Annotated in this window: 15 protein-coding genes; 7 read left to right on the forward strand and 8 right to left on the reverse strand. The window is 67.1% G+C overall.

From position 1 onward, the window contains the following. The first annotated feature begins 50 nt into the window (after positions 1-50). The 3 genes from KF715_04575 to KF715_04585 all read left to right on the forward strand — a co-directional run bounded on the left by KF715_04575 (position 51) and on the right by KF715_04585 (position 2782). Positions 51-656 carry a DUF4339 domain-containing protein gene (locus KF715_04575; GenBank protein ID MBX3735944.1) on the forward strand — a complete coding sequence of 202 codons (606 nt, stop codon included), beginning with the start codon at positions 51-53 and terminating at the stop codon, positions 654-656. 149 nt (positions 657-805) lie between these two features. After that, the gene (locus tag KF715_04580; GenBank protein MBX3735945.1) at positions 806-1975 is read left to right on the forward strand and encodes an isovaleryl-CoA dehydrogenase; all 1170 of its coding nucleotides are present in this window, start codon (positions 806-808) and stop codon (positions 1973-1975) included. 12 nt (positions 1976-1987) lie between these two features. Continuing rightward, positions 1988-2782 carry a class I SAM-dependent methyltransferase gene (locus tag KF715_04585; protein MBX3735946.1) on the forward strand — a complete coding sequence of 265 codons (795 nt, stop codon included), beginning with the start codon at positions 1988-1990 and terminating at the stop codon, positions 2780-2782. A gap of 196 nt (positions 2783-2978) precedes the next feature. Here the strand turns inward: KF715_04585 and KF715_04590 are convergent, their stop codons facing one another. Further along, on the reverse strand, positions 2979-3818 hold the full coding sequence (locus tag KF715_04590) for a ParB N-terminal domain-containing protein (GenBank protein ID MBX3735947.1): 840 nt from the start codon (positions 3816-3818) through the stop codon (positions 2979-2981). A gap of 216 nt (positions 3819-4034) precedes the next feature. Further along, positions 4035-4691, reverse strand: coding sequence for a hypothetical protein (locus tag KF715_04595; GenBank protein ID MBX3735948.1), 657 nt, complete (start codon positions 4689-4691; stop codon positions 4035-4037). Between the two features lie 82 nt (positions 4692-4773). Between KF715_04595 and KF715_04600 the strand changes: the two genes are divergently transcribed. After that, positions 4774-6204 (forward strand): hypothetical protein, encoded by a 1431-nt coding sequence (locus KF715_04600; protein MBX3735949.1) that lies wholly within the window; start codon positions 4774-4776, stop codon positions 6202-6204. Between the two features lie 151 nt (positions 6205-6355). Here the strand turns inward: KF715_04600 and KF715_04605 are convergent, their stop codons facing one another. From KF715_04605 to KF715_04615, 3 genes are read right to left on the reverse strand one after another with little or no spacing between them, the layout of a single operon-like run. After that, positions 6356-6718, reverse strand: coding sequence for a DUF1428 domain-containing protein (locus tag KF715_04605; GenBank protein MBX3735950.1), 363 nt, complete (start codon positions 6716-6718; stop codon positions 6356-6358). Between the two features lie 22 nt (positions 6719-6740). Continuing rightward, entirely contained in the window at positions 6741-7271 is a 531-nt protein-coding gene (locus tag KF715_04610; protein MBX3735951.1) for an SRPBCC family protein, read from the reverse strand. Positions 7272-7299: 28 nt separating this feature from the next. Then, the gene (locus KF715_04615) at positions 7300-7719 is read right to left on the reverse strand and encodes a DoxX family protein (protein ID MBX3735952.1); all 420 of its coding nucleotides are present in this window, start codon (positions 7717-7719) and stop codon (positions 7300-7302) included. Positions 7720-7952: 233 nt separating this feature from the next. Here KF715_04615 and KF715_04620 point away from each other — a divergent pair, with 233 nt between their 5' ends. After that, the gene (locus tag KF715_04620; protein ID MBX3735953.1) at positions 7953-8366 is read left to right on the forward strand and encodes a hypothetical protein; all 414 of its coding nucleotides are present in this window, start codon (positions 7953-7955) and stop codon (positions 8364-8366) included. 8 nt (positions 8367-8374) lie between these two features. Beyond that, positions 8375-9727, forward strand: a complete 1353-nt coding sequence (locus tag KF715_04625) for a sigma-70 family RNA polymerase sigma factor (GenBank protein ID MBX3735954.1) — start codon at positions 8375-8377, stop codon at positions 9725-9727. Between the two features lie 190 nt (positions 9728-9917). On the opposite strand, the gene KF715_04630 is transcribed toward KF715_04625, so the two are convergent. Further along, positions 9918-12146 (reverse strand): hypothetical protein, encoded by a 2229-nt coding sequence (locus tag KF715_04630; GenBank protein MBX3735955.1) that lies wholly within the window; start codon positions 12144-12146, stop codon positions 9918-9920. Positions 12147-12294: 148 nt separating this feature from the next. Then, a complete protein-coding gene (locus tag KF715_04635) occupies positions 12295-14187 on the reverse strand; it encodes a gamma-glutamyltransferase (GenBank protein ID MBX3735956.1) in 1893 nt (630 codons plus the stop codon). 133 nt (positions 14188-14320) lie between these two features. On the opposite strand from KF715_04635, the gene KF715_04640 reads away from it, so the two are divergent. After that, positions 14321-14626, forward strand: coding sequence for a hypothetical protein (locus KF715_04640; GenBank protein MBX3735957.1), 306 nt, complete (start codon positions 14321-14323; stop codon positions 14624-14626). Between the two features lie 222 nt (positions 14627-14848). Here KF715_04640 and KF715_04645 read toward each other — a convergent pair whose 3' ends face one another. Next, complete coding sequence (locus KF715_04645; GenBank protein MBX3735958.1) at positions 14849-15682, reverse strand: purine-nucleoside phosphorylase; 834 nt, start codon at positions 15680-15682, stop codon at positions 14849-14851. Between the last annotated feature and the right edge of the window lie 36 nt (positions 15683-15718).

A 15718-nucleotide genomic window follows, 5' to 3' on the forward strand; every position in this document is an offset into this window, starting at 1 on the left:
GCACGCGCTCTTGGCTGCGTGTTCGCCCTCGGGCCAGGGGCCAACTCGCCATGCCTCCCAAGCTTTCCGGTGACGACACCATCGGCTACCTCGTCCAAATCGACGGCCAGCTCCGCGGCCCCTTCCATCTCGAAGGCCTCGAATCGCTCGCTTATCTCGGGCAACTCACGCCCGACTCCCTGATTCGCCGCGAAAGCGAACCCGAATTCACGGCCATCAAAACCACGCCGCTGCTCGCGACGCTGTTCCCCAAATACATCGAGCGCACCGCGCCCGCCGCATGGGGCAAACCGGGCGCGCCGGCCACTGCCACCGCTACGGCCCCCTCGCGCAACCCGCTCGGTTTCGGCACCGCGAAATTCGAGCGGGTGAACTCCGCGCCCGATGTCGGCCAGAAGGTCGACGTCACGACCATGCTCAACGAAGTGCGCCAGATGGAGCGCGACGCCGGACTCGACGAGGTGAAACCGGAACGCTTCCGCGTGTCGCGGCGCACGCGGGATTTCTGGATCATGCTCATCGCCGGCAACGCCCTGCTCCTCGGCGGCGGCATCGCCATGCAAAGCCTCACCAGCCTCGTCTTCGCCATCGGCGGCATGGGACTTTTCACCTTCGGCCTGCTCTGGTCGATGTATGGCGTGATGGATCGCTACTGACCGCGCGGCCGGCCGTTTTCCCTCGGGAAAACTCCGGGCGTGAGGCGTTCATAATGTGCCATTCGCGTTTGTGATAACGCGCGCCGCTCGTCGAGGCGCCGTTGCTTATGACAAAGGCGTGCCTTTGTTCGGGAGCACCTCCCCCACGCATGCAGCTCGCCCCCTCGCTCACCGAAGAAATCGATGCCCTGCGCCAGACCGTCCGCGATTTCGCCGCCAAGGAAATCGCCCCGCGCGCCGCCTCCATCGACGAGAAAAACGACTTCCCGCACGACCTCTGGCGCAAGCTCGGCGACCTCGGCCTCCTCGGCATCAGCGTGCCCGAGGAATTCGGCGGCAGCGGCATGGGCTACCTCGCCCACCTCGTCGCGATGGAGGAAATCTCCCGCGCGTCCGCCTCGGTCGGCCTCGCCTACGGCGCGCACTCGAATCTCTGCGTCAACAACCTGTTCCTGAACGGCAACGCCGACCAGCGCGCGCGCTACCTCCCGAAGCTCTGCTCGGGCAAATTCGTCGGCGCGCTCGCCATGTCCGAGTCCGGCGCCGGCTCCGACGTCGTCGGCTCGATGGCGTGCAGCGCCGTGCGCCGCGGCGGACGCTGGATCGCCAACGGCACGAAGATGTGGATCACCAACGGCCCCGACGCCGATGTCCTCATCGTCTACATGCGCACCGCGCCGAAGGACGCCGGCTCGAAAGCCATGACCGCCTTCCTCGTCGAGCGCGGCATGAAGGGTTTCAAGACCGCCCAAAAACTCGACAAGCTCGGCATGCGCGGCTCGAACACCTGCGAACTCGTCTTCGACGACTGTGAGATTCCCGAGGAGAACATCCTCGGCGAGGTCAACGGCGGCTCGCGCGTCCTCATGAAGGGCCTCGACACCGAGCGCTGTGTGCTCTCCGGCGGTCCGCTCGGCATCATGCAGGCCGCGCTCGACGTCGTGCTGCCCTACGTCCATGCACGCAAACAATTCGGCTCCGCCATCGGCACCTTCGGGCTCATGCAGGGCAAGATCGCCGACATGTATGTCGCGCTCCAAAGCGCCCGCGCCTTCAGCTATCAGGTCGCGCGCTCGCTCGACGCCGGCCTCGGCCGCGCCGCGCGCAAGGACGCCGCCGCCTGCATCCTCTACGCCTCCGAGCGCGGCGTGAAGGTCGCCCTCGAGGCCATCCAGGCCCTCGGCGGCAACGGCTACATCAACGACTACCCGACCGGCCGCCTGCTGCGCGACGCCAAGCTCTACGACATCGGCGCCGGCACGAACGAGATCCGCCGCATCCTCATCGGCCGCGAGCTTTACAACGAAACGGCGAGCTGACGTGCTCGCCGCATGGACCACCGCGAGGCGGGAAAATACTGGCAGGCCAACGCCGACGCTTGGACGCGCCTCGCGCGCGCCGGCTACGACGTCTACCGCGACCATCTGAACACCCCGGCCTTTCTCGAACTGCTGCCGCCCATCGCCGAGCGGCGCGGCCTCGATCTCGGCTGCGGCGAAGGCCACAACACCCGCCAGCTCGCCCTCCGCGGCGCGCGCGTCACGGGCCTCGACATTGCGGAGAAATTCATCACCCACGCCCGCGCCGAGGAAAACCGCTCTCCCCTCGGCATCGACTACGTCTGCGCGAGTGCAGTGGAGCTGCCGTTCGCCGATGCGTCGTTCGACTTCGCCACGGCGTTCATGGCGTTGATGGACATTCCCGACGCGAAGGCGGTGCTGCGCGAAAGCTACCGCGTGCTGCGCCCGGGCGGCTTCCTCCAATTCTCCATCTCACATCCCTGCTTCGACACCCCGCACCGGAACAACCGCCGCACGCTGCTCGGCCGCACCCGCGCCATCGAGGTCGGCGACTATTTTGAAGGCCACAAGCCGCGCGTCGAAGAGTGGATCTTCGGCGCCGCGCCGCAGGCGTTGAAGACGCAGCTGCCGCCGTTCCGCATTCCGGTTTTCCACCGCACGCTCACCGCGTGGACGAAACTGCTCCTCGATGCGGGCTTCGTGATCGAGGCCTTGAATGAACCGCGTCCCGACGACGAAACCGTGCGCCGCGTCCCCGCGCTCCAAGACGCCCAAGTCGTCGCCTATTTTCTCCACATCCGCGTGCGGAAACCGGAACGAATCTGAAAAGACACAGCGCGCGCCTTGCCGCGAAACACCCGCGCTGCTGGAGGGCGCGGCTACCGCCGCGCCGCGAACGTGATGTCGGCAACGCAGATTGACGGCGCGGCAGTAGCCGCGCCGTCCGAACTTCAGTCTGTCACGCGCGCCTTGTCTGCCATCGCGCGATCCAATCAGCCAATCGGAGATTGGCCCGGCTCGCTCAGGCCGACTCGCCGCGCAGCTCGCGCTCGATCCAATCGCGCAGCTTCACCAAACCCTCGCGCCGCTGGGGATGATCACGCCGCATCGTCTCGAGCAGCTTGATCGTCGTCACCGCATAATCGAGCGGGGTCGCGCTGGCCATCTTGGCCAGCTCGAACGGATTGATCTCGCCGTTGCGAATCATCTGGCGCGCCTCGGTCTCGAGTTCGCTGGACGTGCCGCCGAGCGCACCGCCGTCGCCCTTGCCTTTCGAGAATCCGCCCCCGCCGGCACCGCCACCGGTGCCGCCTTTCTCGCTCGAAGCGCCCTCGTTTTTCCCGCGCGGCTGGCGCTCGATCGCACCGGGATACATTTTTCCATCGCGGCCCTGCACGGTGATGACCTCGGGGATGCGGCCGGCCTTGACCATCTGCTGGCGGCAAGTGCGCACGAGTTCATGCGACACCTTGCAAATCTCCGCGAGCGCGGCGTTGGCCAGCTCGGGCCACTCCTCCAGCGCGATTTCTACCGCGTTGCGCTTGTCGCCGTTGGTGCGATAGACGCCGTTGGTGGCGTTCGCCCCGAGCGCATGGCGCAAGGCCTCCGTGCGTCCGCCCGGCTGCACATTCGCCGCGATCGCGGGCGTGCCGTTGCGCTTCGTGGCGAGGTAGCGGTGAAACCCGTCCGCGAGCCAGTAGGTGCTGCCGTCGAAATAGACGTCGATGGGCGGGAACACCGTTCCGCGGCCCATCTCCTCGGCGTAACTCTCGACCGCATCGTCGTTGGTCCTCAGGCGCGTCTGCGTGCCGCCGAAGAGATTGATCTTATCGAGAGGAATTTCCTGAAGCTGGGATTGCATGAAAAAGGCGCCGTTTCTGCAACCGTCACCGCCTCCCACACAAGGTCAAAGGCCGGCGCAGGCCCGCAAAATCGCACGCGCGCTCGACGTCAGCCAACATACGGCGCGCGGAAGGGCGCGACTACGGCCGCGGCGTAGAGGAGCGAGGCTGGCGCAGCGTCCGCGGCGCGGCCGTAGCCGCGCCCTCCGGATATCCGCGGATTTGTCGCGCTTCGCTCAGCCCGGCAACGCGAAGCACACGATCTGATCGGCGTCGCGGTGGTTCGTCCAGAAGTTCGTCCCGTCGAACGCCAGCCCACGGGCCGAAAAGCCGAGCCGCCCCAGCGTCTGCGCCTCACCCGTCGCCGGGTCGAGCCGCTCGACGAAATACTCGTCGCTCTCCTCGTCCGTCGTCGTCGCGAGGAAAAACGCGCTCTGCGCGAAACAATGTCCGACCACCTGATGCGGCGCGCGCAGCACGCGTCCGGCTTTCCCGTCGGCGCCGATCGAGATCAGTTTCTGCGGATACCACTGGCTGAGCACGAGCGTCGCGCCGTCGTGCGAGAGGTGCGAACCCAGGCCGTCCGGACACGCGACGCTGAACGCCGGATCGAACCCCTCCCGCGGCACGATGCGCCGGATGCGCCGCTCGTCCACGTCCACCGCGTCCACGCCGCACACCGCGAAGAGCGCGTCGCCGTGCTTCGTCAGACCCCACACGGTGTCGTTGCCGGGCACGACGCACTCCCACGTCACGCGCAACGTCGCGCGTTCGACCGCGTAGACCTTGCGCGTCAGGCGCGAGCTCATCCAGAGCGTGGCGCCGTCGGCGCCAAGCGCCTGGGGTTTCGGAAACGGAGAGGCGAGGCGGTGCAGTTCGACGACGTTCTTCATCGCGGGCTTTGTAGCGGCCCGCGCCGGCAAGGAAAGCGCCAAGCCCGCGTATGCCTCGGGCGATGGTCCACTGTGCCGGCCGGTGTTTTCGCTCGCCGACGAAATCCTCCGCACCAACACTGCGCGCCCGATGCTGAACTACCTCTGGCTCGCTCTGGTCGCGTTGGCTGTGCTCATCGGCGGCGCCACCGGCCACCTCCCGGATGTCACGAGCGCCGCGTTCCAGGCGGCGGAAACCGCGGTGATGAAGATCGCGCTGCCTCTCGCCGGCATCATGGCGCTGTGGCTCGGTCTCATGCGCCTCGCCGAGAAAAGCGGGCTCGTCCAACAACTCGCCCGCGGGCTGCGGCCCGTGATGCGCTGGCTTTTCCCCGACGTGCCCGCCGACCATCCGGCGCAGGGTTCGATGCTGATGAACATGGCGGCCAACATGCTCGGCCTCGCCAACGCCGCCACGCCGCTCGGCCTGCGCGCCATGCGCGATCTCGAGTCGCTGAATAAGACTCCCGGCACCGCCACGAACGCGATGTGCACCTTCCTCGCGATCAACACCGCGAGCATCCAACTCATCCCCACGACCGCCATCGCCATCCTCGCCACGCAGCACGCGCAGAATCCCACCGCGATCGTCGGCACCGCGCTGATCGCCAGTTTCTGCGCCACGACTTCGGCGCTCCTCGCCGTGCGCTGGCTGCAAACCTGGCGCATGTTCCGCAGCGAGGCGGCGGCACCGGAGGCGCAGGCGGATGCCGCGAAACCGGCCGCCGCCGCGGAGCCCGTGCTGGCCGTCGAGCCGGCGCCGATGAGCGGCCGCGGCCGCCTCGCGTTTGGCGCACTGATCGCCGTTTTCCTCGGCTTGTTCGCCTGGATCGCGTTCGCGCCGGAGAACTACCACGCGGCGACGACCTCCCTGCATCACGCCATCTTCCCGCCGCAGGTCGGCGCGCCGGCCGCCGTCGGCTCGTCCGCGCAATCGCTGCCGATCCGCGCGGTCTCGACGCTCTCGCTGCTCGCAGTGCCGTTCCTGCTCGTGTGCTTCCCGCTCTACGCGTTCCTGCGCGGTGTGAAGGTTTACGAGGAGTTCGTTGAGGGCGCAAAGGAGGGCTTCAACGTCTCGCTGCGCGTCATCCCGTTCCTCGTCGCGATCCTGGTCGCGATCGGCATGTTCCGCGGCGCGGGCGGCATCGAGGCGATGAAGAGTCTGCTCGCACCGGTGCTCGGACCGCTCGGCTTCCCGCCGGACCTGTTGCCGATCGCGCTGGTGCGTCCGCTCAGCGGCAGCGCGACCACCGGGCTTTTCACGGAGCTCGTGCAACGCCTCGGACCCGACGCGCTCGTCACGCGCATGGCGGGCACGATCTACGGCAGCACGGAGACGACGTTCTACGTCATCGCCGTCTACTTCGGTTCGGTCGGCATCCGCCGCACGCGCCATGCGGTCGCGGCGGGCCTGTTCGCGGATTTCATCGGCATCGTGGCCTCAGTCACGATCTGCCGGGTGATGTTCGGCTAAGAGCCGGTCCGGGAAAACGAGTGCGGTGCAGGTTCGCGGGACGCGACGGTGGTCGCGTTCCCGCTGGGCAAAGGCGCAAGCAAGCTCACGGCCTACGCTGGGAGCTGCTGGGGAGCGCGGAACGGTGTCCGCGCTCCGCCGTGGCCGCGCCTCACGCCTCGACGATCGCCGAGAATCCGCTGAAGGCCATCCGCTTCGCGTCGAAGGGCATCTTGTTCGGATCGCAGGCGGCCATCAGATCGGGGTCGGCCATCACGGCCTTGTTCACCTTGTCGCGCTGCGCGCGGGATTTGTAGGTCACATGCGCGAGGATGAGCGTTTCGCCGGGCTTGAGTTTCACGATCTTCGTGAAGGGCGCGCAAAACTGGCCGCCCGGATCGTCCAGCACGGCCTCGCAATAGCTGAGCGCGCCGTGGCGCTTCCAGATTTTCGCGGCATGGGCGGCCATCTTGCGGTAGGCCGCGACGTTTTTCTTCGGGATCGGGAGCAGGTATCCGTCGACGTAGGTAGGCATGGAGATACGAGGTCGAGGGGAGTTATTTGGTTTCGGCGAGGCGCTTGAGCTGGGCGAGGCCCTTCTCGAATTCGCCGCCGACCATCTTGTCCTGATTCATGAACAGGCAGAAAACCTTTCCGACGAAGTTGTTTTCACCGGTCATCGTCCAGGTGACGACGGTCTGGTTGCCGGCCGGCTGGAGCGAATAGGTCGCGGCGCAGACGGCCTCGAACGGCTTCAGAAATTCGAGTTTCAGGCGCACGAGCTCGTTGGGGCGGCTCTCGACGATCGTCTGCTTGCCGGCGCCCACGTCGCTGTTGCCCGACCACGATTGCGCGGCGCCCACACCCGCGGCCGGGCCGGTGAATTCGTAAGTGCAATTCGGGTCCTTTTCCTTCCACGGCGCCCACTCGTGGACTTGGTGCAGGTCGTTCAACCGCGGGAAGAGCGCCGCGGGAGCGGCGGCGACGGTGATCGAGCGTTCGATACGGAAGGTCGACGGCTGAAAGGCCGCGACGAGGCAAACGAGGCCGAGGAGGGCGACGAGGCCGAGGAGGATTTTGAGGATCATGGTGGGAGTAATCTACGGAAAAAAAACTTCAGGCGTAGCGCGCGGTGAGCAGCGGTGTGAACGCGCGGCGATGCAACCAGGCGAGGTAGAGCTCGAGCGCGACAAGGATGATCACCATCGGCAGGCCGGCGGGCAGCATGGTGGCGTTCACTAAAGCGATATTGAGGATGACCGGCGCGAGGATCACGAGCGCGAGCGGCACGAAGCGGTTGAGGAGGAGCAAAGCGCCCATGGCCGCCTCGGTGCCTTTGACGAGAGCGAACAAGTAGCTGCCGCGCATGACGGCATCGAACGCGGCGAGCTTCGGTGGGAGCGATTCGGGCGGAGGTGAGGGAAACCAGTTCAGGAGCGCACCGAGGCCGAAGACGAAAAAGACGAGGCCCAGCAGGAGGCGGGCGACGAGCCCGGAGATGCGGGCGAAGCGGGAAGGCGAAGGAGGCGTGGTCATGGTAAAATCCGGAGCCGTGAAGGCACGTTCATCCTCTCGACGAACGAACCGGAATCTCCCGGACAGGGGATAGCGTGGAATGCGGGTAACGCGCGGCAGGCTGATCATCCTTCTCCCCTTTCGCACGGCCAAAAATCGCCGACCGCGGGAGATTCCCCGGACATGCAAATCGGACGCACTCTGTCCTTTCGCCGCCCTGCCGTTCGTCGTAACGGTAAGAAACCCCTCCCCGCATGAGCACTCCCGCCCTTCCGCCGACCTACATGCTTCTGTTCCGCAACACCGGACCGGAAGTCTTCGCCCATCTTTCGCCCGACCAGCGCCAGCAGCTCGTCACCCGCTGGAACGACTGGTTCGAGGGCCTCGTCGCCGCTGGCCAAGCCAGCGAAGGCCAGCCGCTGGAAACGCACATCCGCGTCGTGTCCGGCGCCGCGGGCTCGCGCGTCGTGGACGGTCCCTACGCCGAATCGAAGGAAGCCGTCGCGGGCTACGTCAAACTCCACGTCCGCTCGCTCGACGAAGCCACCGCCATCGCGCAATGCCATCCGGGTCTCGAGCACGGCATGAAGATCGAGGTGCGCGAGCTCACGCCGCACTGCCACCTCGGCGTCAACACGAACGCCGCACCCGCCGTCGCCAAAGCCTGATGCCGCGCATGCCTGCGCCGAAGGACATTCCTGCCATCGCCCTGCCGTTGCCGCGCGCCGGTGCCGCGACCGAAAACCCGCCGCCGCCCGCCGCGAAACCGGCGCAGCTGGTCGAACACTTTTTCCGCCACGAGACCGGCCGACTCCACGGCGCGCTCATCCGCCTGCTCGGCGTGAACCACATGTCACTGGCCGAGGACATCGCCCAGGAGGCAATGATGAAGGCGCTGCACACCTGGTCGATGGGCGGCGTGCCGGCGAATCCCTCGGCGTGGATCACCCGCGTGGCCATGAACCTCGCGAAGGATGCGCTGCGCCACAAGCGCATGTCCGGCGAGAAGACCGACGCGATCGTCACCTTCCTCGACCAGACGCGTTCGCCCGCGGAAGACACTTCCTCCGACGCGCCGGAAATCCGCGACGACACGCTGCGGCTGCTCTTCGTTTGCTGCCACCCGTCGATCGCCGCCGACGCGCAGGTCGTGCTCGCGTTGAAAGTCCTCTGCGGCTTCAGCACCGGCGAGATCGCGCGCGCCTTCCTCAGCAGCGACGCTGCGATCGAAAAACAGCTCACCCGCACCAAGCAGCGAATCGCGGACGCCGGCATCGGCTTCGACATCCCGGCGGGCGCCGAACTGGCCGCGCGCCTCGACGGCGTGCTCGCCACCATCTACCTCCTGTTCAACGAAGGCTACAAGGCCAGCGCCGGCGACCGCTTGCTCCGCGAGGATCTCTGCCATGAGGCGATCCGGCTCACGACGCTGCTCGTCGCGCACCCCGCCGGCGACACGCCACGCAGTCACGCGCTGCTGGCGTTGATGCTGCTGACCGCGGCGCGCTTTCCGTCCCGCCTCGACGAACACGGCGACCTGCTCCGCCTCGACGACCAAGATCGCGCTAAATGGGACGCGCCACTCATCGGGCGCGGCCTGTTCGAGCTCGTCGCCGCCGCCCAAGGCACGGAGATCAGCGAATACCACCTACAGGCCGGCATCGCCGCCATCCACTGCACCGCGCCCGACTACGCGTCGACCGACTGGGCGCGCATCCTCAGCCACTACGACGAACTGTTGCGGATGAAGCCGTCCCCCATCGTCGCGCTCAACCGCGCCGTGGCGGTCGCGCACCTCCACGGTCCGCGCGCCGGTCTCGATGCGATCGCCGCGATCGAGCAACGCGACCGACTCGAAAACCTCTACCTGCTCCACGCCGTCGTGGGCGAACTGCACTGGCGCTTGAAAGACCACCGCGCCGCCGCCGCGAGCTTCCGCCGCGCGCTGCAACTCGCGCACGTCGGCCCCGAACAGCAATACCTCGCCCGCATGGTCGAACGCGCCAGCGAGTCGCCGGGAGTGAACTGAGGCAAAACGCACGCCACGGATCTCGCGCCTTGGGAGATCCGCTGCGCGTGCCGACATTCTTGTCGCCGCCGGGACGTCGGCGACCACCTCGAACCCCCGCTGCGAAGCGTGCGGTAGGGCGGGACCGCTGGGTCTGCCGCGCACCCGGCATTACGTCTGCGGCGCGGCAGTAGCCGCGCCCTCCACGGAATTATTTTCCGCAGAGCTTCTCCGCCGCCTCGGCGATCTGCCGGTCGGAGATGAGCACGAGATTCGCCGCCGCCGCGAGCGGCACGTAAGTATCGACCGCGCGCACCGACGCCACCGGCCCGTCGAAACCGCTTTCCGCCAGCGCCGCGATCACCGCGTCAGCGATGCCGCCAGCGGTGGCGCGGCACTCGTCGGCCACGAGCACACGACCGCACGCGGCAGCGTGTTTCTTGATCGCGTCGAGCGGCAGCGGGTTCAGCCACCGCGCATCGAGCACCCGCGCGGAGATTTTCTTTTCCGCCAGCATCTTCGCCGCACGCAGCGAGAGGCGCACGCCGTTGCCGTAGGTGACGATCAGGAGATCCTTCGCCTTCGGGTGATGAACGCCGACCTCGCCCGGCAGCAGCATCCGCTCGGGTGCCGGGTAATCGGAAAGCCACGCACCGTCGCCGTCGGTGTGCAGGTCGCGTTCGTGATAGAGCGCGATCGGCTCGATGAAGACCGCCACGCGACCGCACGCCCGCGCCGTCGCGATCAAGCCGCGCAACATCATCGCCGCGTCGTCGCCGCGCGACGGCACGCCGACGATCAAGCCCGGGATGTCGCGCAGCGCGCCGATGGAGTTGTCGTTGTGGAAATGCCCGCCGAAGCCCTTCTGGTAGGCGAGCCCCTGCACGCGCACGACCATCGGGTTGGCGAACTGGCCGTTGGAGAAATACTGGAGCGAGCACGCCTCGCCGCGGAGCTGGTCGAGCGCGTTGTGGATGTAGGCGAGGTATTGGATCTCGGGGATCGGCAGCAGCCCGGCGGTCGCCGCGCCCTGCGCCGTGCCGAGAATCGTCGTCTCGTCGAGCAGCGTGTCGAAACAGCGGTGCGGACCGAACGCCTTCTGCAAGCCCTGTGTCGCGCCGTAGACGCCACCCTTCCGGCCCACATCCTCGCCGAACAGGCTGATCTCTGGGAAGCGCAGCATCTCGTCCGCAAGCGCCGCATTCACATGCGCGCACAGCGTGCGCTTTAGCGGCGCGGTTTCCTTTTCGGGCAACGTGCCGAAATGCTCGAGTCGCACCTCGGGCTGCGCCTGCTCGGCGGCGACGGCGCGGATGGCCGCCTCGTCGTAGGGCGCGAGCGGGCGGACGATTTCCTCGACGCTCGTCAGCTTCGGCGCGCGGACGACCTGCGCCGCGGCCGCTTCGATGCGGGTCTGCACGGCAGCGACCAGCTCGCGCAATTCCTCGGGCGTCGCGGCACCGGTGGCGACGAGCATCCGCGCATTCGCCAGCAACGGGTCGCGCGCCTCGGTCGCCTCGATCTCGGCGACGGAGTGGTAGGAAATCTCCGCATCGGTGCCCGCGTGACCCCACAGGCGAATCGTGTGCAGATGCAGGAAAACGGGTTTGCGCGTGCGGCGGCAGTGCTCGATCGCAGCGGCGGCGCGGTCCCAGATCGCATCCATCGTGCCATCGAGCTCGACATAGTGCAGGTGAGGCAGCGCGCTGAAGTTATCGTGGATCCAGTTCGCCGGCGTCTCGACGGAGATGCCGATGCCGTTGTCTTCGCAGAGAAACACGAGCGGCACTTCGCCGCCGCGGCGCACGGCGTAGCGCGCGGAGTTGATGCCCGCGAGCGCCGTGGCGTGGTTGGCCGACGCATCGCCGAACGAGCACAGCACCACCGAGTCGGCAGCGAGTCCGTTTTCCACGCCGAGCCGATGCGCGCGGCGCAGCGAATAGGCCATGCCGTAGGCCTTGGGCAGGTGCGAGGCGATGGTGCTCGTCTGCGGCGGCACCCACATCGATTTGCTGCCCCAGACCTTGTGCCGACCACCAGAAATCGGATCGTCGGCCGAGGCGCAGAACGAGCGTATGGTGTCGAGGATGCCATCGACGTCGCCCGCCTGCCGCGAGCGCGCCATCATGAGCCCGCCGGAGCGGTAATGCAGAAAACACGGGTCCGCGAGGCGCAGCAGTGCGCCGATGACGGCGTTGTTTTCGTGGCCAGCGCTCGAGATGGTGTAGAAGGACTGGTTCGTCTTCCGCATCTCGCGCGCGGCGACATCGAGGAGACGGCTCGCGAGTTGGTCCTCGAAAATCTCACGGGCCCGTCTCGCGGTCAGCGTCGTGTGCGCTCCGAGCGGTTCGTCGTCCTCGAGACGAGCGAGCGGCGTCGGGGCGGACGCCAGCCAGTGGAGAAGGTTTTCCTGGACGATCTCGACGCGTGTTTTGGCCACGGTTGCGCTAGGAAAGCAGTGTCATACCCGAGGGCAATCCCAAGCTGTGCGCGTGCGTTGGCGAGATGTGGGCGGGAGTAGCGGCTACCTTTCGGAAGCGGGAGGGCCCGCTTCCCTGCGGCCCGTCGGGAGACGGGCCCTCCACACGCTACCATGCGATGCCGTAGTCTTCGCCGAAGTCCGACGCGGCGCCCTGGAAGGTTTTGTTCGCTTGATCGATGTAGATCGCGGTGACCGGCCCCGACGTGCGCTCGGCCGTCTCGACCTTGTAGCCCATCTTCGTGAGCTCGGCGCGCACCCACGGCGGCGTGTCGGCGCGCACCTGGATGCGCCCCGGCTCGCTGCGATGGTCGCCGAAGGACGACTGCATCTGGTAGCTGTTGAACGCGGCGGCCTCGACGGATTGCTGCACGCTCATGCCGAATTCGACGAAGCTCAGGAAGAATTGCAGGAGGTTTTGATCCTGTGTGTCGCCGCCCTGCACGGAAAACGCGAGGAACGGCTGGCCGTCCTTGAGCGCGAGCGACGGCGTGAGCGTGACGCGCGGGCGCTTGCCGGGCTCGACGACGTTGAACGGATTCACCGCCGGATCGAGCACCCAGCTCTGCATGCGCTGCGAGAGACCGACGCCGGTCTTGCCGGCGACGACTGCGGGAATCCAGCCGCCACTCGGCGTGACGGACACGACCCAGCCTTCGGCGTCGGCCGCCTGGATCGAGGTCGTGCCCATCTTGAAATACTCGTCGTCAGTGAAAATCGGCGGCGTGCTCGCGGCGACTTGGAACGACGCGGGTTTGGTCGCGCTCGAGGGTGGCTGCGGCGTCCACTTTTGCAGCAACTCGGTGAACGGATTCGTGCCGCCCTGGAACGGATACGGGTCGCCCGGATGCGCCTTGGCGTCGTTCTTCGTCCAGTTGATCGTCTGGAAGCGCGCCTTCGCGTAGTCCTTCGAGAGCAGCCCGCGGATCGGCTCCTCGGGCGGGAAATCGGGGTCGCCGTAGTAGAAATCGCGGTCGGCGAACGCGAGGCTCATCGCCTGGTAGACGGTGTGGATGTAGCGCGCGCTGTTGTAGCCCATGGCGCGGAGATCGGCGTTTTCGAGGATGTTCAGCGCCTGGAGCAGCGCCGGACCCTGCGTCCAGGTGGTGAGCTTGTAGACGTCGATGCCGCGGTAGTTGGTCGAGACAGGTGGCTCAATCTTCACGCGCCAATTCGCGAGATCCTCTTTGGTGAACAAGCCGCCCTGCTCGCGCGTGCTGCGCACGAGCTCGTCGGCGATGTCGCCGCGATAGAAACGCTCGTAGGCGGCCATGATGGCGGCCTTGCGATCCTTGCCGGCGGCGAGCGCAGCCTTTTCCGCGGCGACGAGCTGGCGCAGCATCGCGGCGAGGTCGGGCTGGTGAAAGACCTCGCCGGCACGCGGCGCGGCGCGCTTGGCCGAGTCCTTTTCATCGAGGTGCGTCAGAAAAACCTGTTTCGAATACGGCCACTTTGTGATTTCGCCGCGGAAGCGCTCGATCGTGTCGGCCGCCTGCTGCTCGATCGCGTAGCCGTCGGCCATCGCGATGGCGGGCGCGAGGACGTCGGCGAGCGACATCGTGCCGTATTCCGCGAGCATCGTCATCAGACCGCCCGGCGTGCCCGGCGTCACGGCCGCGAGCGGGCCGTATTCGGGCGGATAGGCGTAGCCGTTTTTCTTGAAGAACTCGACCGTCGCACCGGTGGGGGCGACGCCGAGGGCGTTGATCCCGATGACTTGTTTCGTGTGCGGGTTGTAGATCAGCGCCTGCGTCTCGCCGCCCCAGCCAAGCGTGTCCCACATCGTGCAGACCGCCGCGAGCATCGCGCAGGTGGCGTCGACGGCGTTGCCGCCCTTCGCGAAGATCATGGCGCCCGCAGTGGCGCCGAGCGGCTTGCCGGTGACGGCGACCCAGTTCTTGCCGTGGAGGATCGGCTTGTTCGTGCGCTGGGCCTGGGCAGAGGAAACGGCCGCGAGGACGACGGCCAGCGTGACAGCGAGAAAGCAACGGGAGTGACGCATGAAGACGAGGGGTTGAAGCGTGGGGGCGTGCCGGCACCACGTTCGCCGGACAAGCGATGAAGTCAACCAGCCGACCGAAGTGCAGCCGGGTTCGCCCTTGTGCCGGCGCCCACGACGCGGCATGAACTTGCGCGTGAAGACGCGCCTATTCCCTCTCGTCGTTCTCACGATCGTGTTGGCCGGCTGTCAGGAACCGCAGGCCGCCCGCTCGCCCGCGACACAGCGCAACTCCGCCGAAGCCGACCGCTGGATGGACCGGCGCGCCGCCCAATACGAACAGATGGGCCTCAAGAAAGGCGACGCCGCCGCGAAGGCGTCGCAGGATTGGCAGAACCTCGGCAACTCGGTCGAGAGCTACCCGCTCTACGACTCGAGCGCGAAACAGCGCGCCGAGCAGGCGAAGTTCGAGGACGATCTCTCGAAATCGAAGAAGAACTGAGTGCGCCGCCCGGAAGCGCGCGCGTCGTCGCCGCCCGGACGTCGGCGTCCGCAAACGCGGCAATCCTCCCGCCCAGTAGGCAGCGAGCTCGCTCGCGCCCTTCGTCGCGCCACGCCGAGCAAAGGCGCGAGCGAGCTCGCTGCCTACTCTACCCGGGGAGAGCGAAGTAAGCTGTCGCCCGCGCCAGCCAGCAATCGGTTCGGCAACTCGGCCGAAGAGCGCTCACAGCTCCTTCACCGCCGCGATCACTAGCTTCTCGAACGCCGCCGCGCCGCGCGAGGCGTTCTCGAGCGTGTGCGCATGGGTGAGGTGCTCGTCGGAAAGTCCTGCACCCATGTTCGTGATGCACGACACGCCGGCGACCTTGAGTCCGCAGTGCCGCGCGATCAGGCAATCGGGCACGCTCGACATGCCGACCGCGTCGCCGCCCCACCCCTGCGCCATGCGGATCTCCGCCGGCGTCTCGAACGACGGCCCGCGGAACGCCACGTAGACGCCCTCGTGCAGCGTCACACCCTCGCGTTGCGCGACGGCCTTGATTTTCGCGCGCAGGGCCGGGTCCCACGCATCGCTGACGGGGAAGAAACGCGGACCGAAGCTCTCGTCGTTCGGGCCGGTGAGCGGGTTCAGTCCGAGGAAATTGATGTGGTCGCTGATGAGCATCAGCTGGCTCACGCCGATGTGCGCGCGCAGGCTGCCGGCGGCGTTGGAGAGGAACAGCGTTTCCACGCCGGCGGCCTTCACGGCGCGGATCATGGTCTTGAGCGGATACGCGTCGGTGGTCTCGTAGAAATGCTTGCGGCCGTTCAGCACGATCACGGGCACGCCGTCGAGCTTGCCCACAATCAACTGTCCCGCGTGCCCCGCGACGGTGAGGATCGGAAAACCGGGCAGATCGCGATACGCGATCACGATCGCGTCCTGCACCTTCGCCGCGAGCCCGCCGAGGCCGGAGCCGAGGATGAGGGCGATTTTCGGAGCAAGGGAGCCGCAGGCGGCAGCGATCTTCGCGGCGGACTGGCGGACATTTTCGACGTGCTGTTGCTGTTCGGTCATGCGTGCAACCTAACGAAATCCGCGCGCCGGGCGGAA

Source organism: Candidatus Didemnitutus sp. (genome assembly GCA_019634575.1).
GTDB lineage: Bacteria > Verrucomicrobiota > Verrucomicrobiia > Opitutales > Opitutaceae > Didemnitutus.

Coding starts and splice junctions, on each gene's coding strand:
- KF715_04575 (MBX3735944.1), top strand. CDS start 51: ATGCCTCCCAAGCTTTCCGGTGACGACACCATCGGCTACCTCGTCCAA.
- KF715_04580 (MBX3735945.1), top strand. CDS start 806: ATGCAGCTCGCCCCCTCGCTCACCGAAGAAATCGATGCCCTGCGCCAG.
- KF715_04585 (MBX3735946.1), top strand. CDS start 1,988: ATGGACCACCGCGAGGCGGGAAAATACTGGCAGGCCAACGCCGACGCT.
- KF715_04645 (MBX3735958.1), bottom strand. CDS start 15,682: ATGACCGAACAGCAACAGCACGTCGAAAATGTCCGCCAGTCCGCCGCG.
- KF715_04605 (MBX3735950.1), bottom strand. CDS start 6,718: ATGCCTACCTACGTCGACGGATACCTGCTCCCGATCCCGAAGAAAAAC.
- KF715_04590 (MBX3735947.1), bottom strand. CDS start 3,818: ATGCAATCCCAGCTTCAGGAAATTCCTCTCGATAAGATCAATCTCTTC.
- KF715_04595 (MBX3735948.1), bottom strand. CDS start 4,691: ATGAAGAACGTCGTCGAACTGCACCGCCTCGCCTCTCCGTTTCCGAAA.
- KF715_04635 (MBX3735956.1), bottom strand. CDS start 14,187: ATGCGTCACTCCCGTTGCTTTCTCGCTGTCACGCTGGCCGTCGTCCTC.
- KF715_04625 (MBX3735954.1), top strand. CDS start 8,375: ATGCCTGCGCCGAAGGACATTCCTGCCATCGCCCTGCCGTTGCCGCGC.
- KF715_04620 (MBX3735953.1), top strand. CDS start 7,953: ATGAGCACTCCCGCCCTTCCGCCGACCTACATGCTTCTGTTCCGCAAC.
- KF715_04615 (MBX3735952.1), bottom strand. CDS start 7,719: ATGACCACGCCTCCTTCGCCTTCCCGCTTCGCCCGCATCTCCGGGCTC.
- KF715_04610 (MBX3735951.1), bottom strand. CDS start 7,271: ATGATCCTCAAAATCCTCCTCGGCCTCGTCGCCCTCCTCGGCCTCGTT.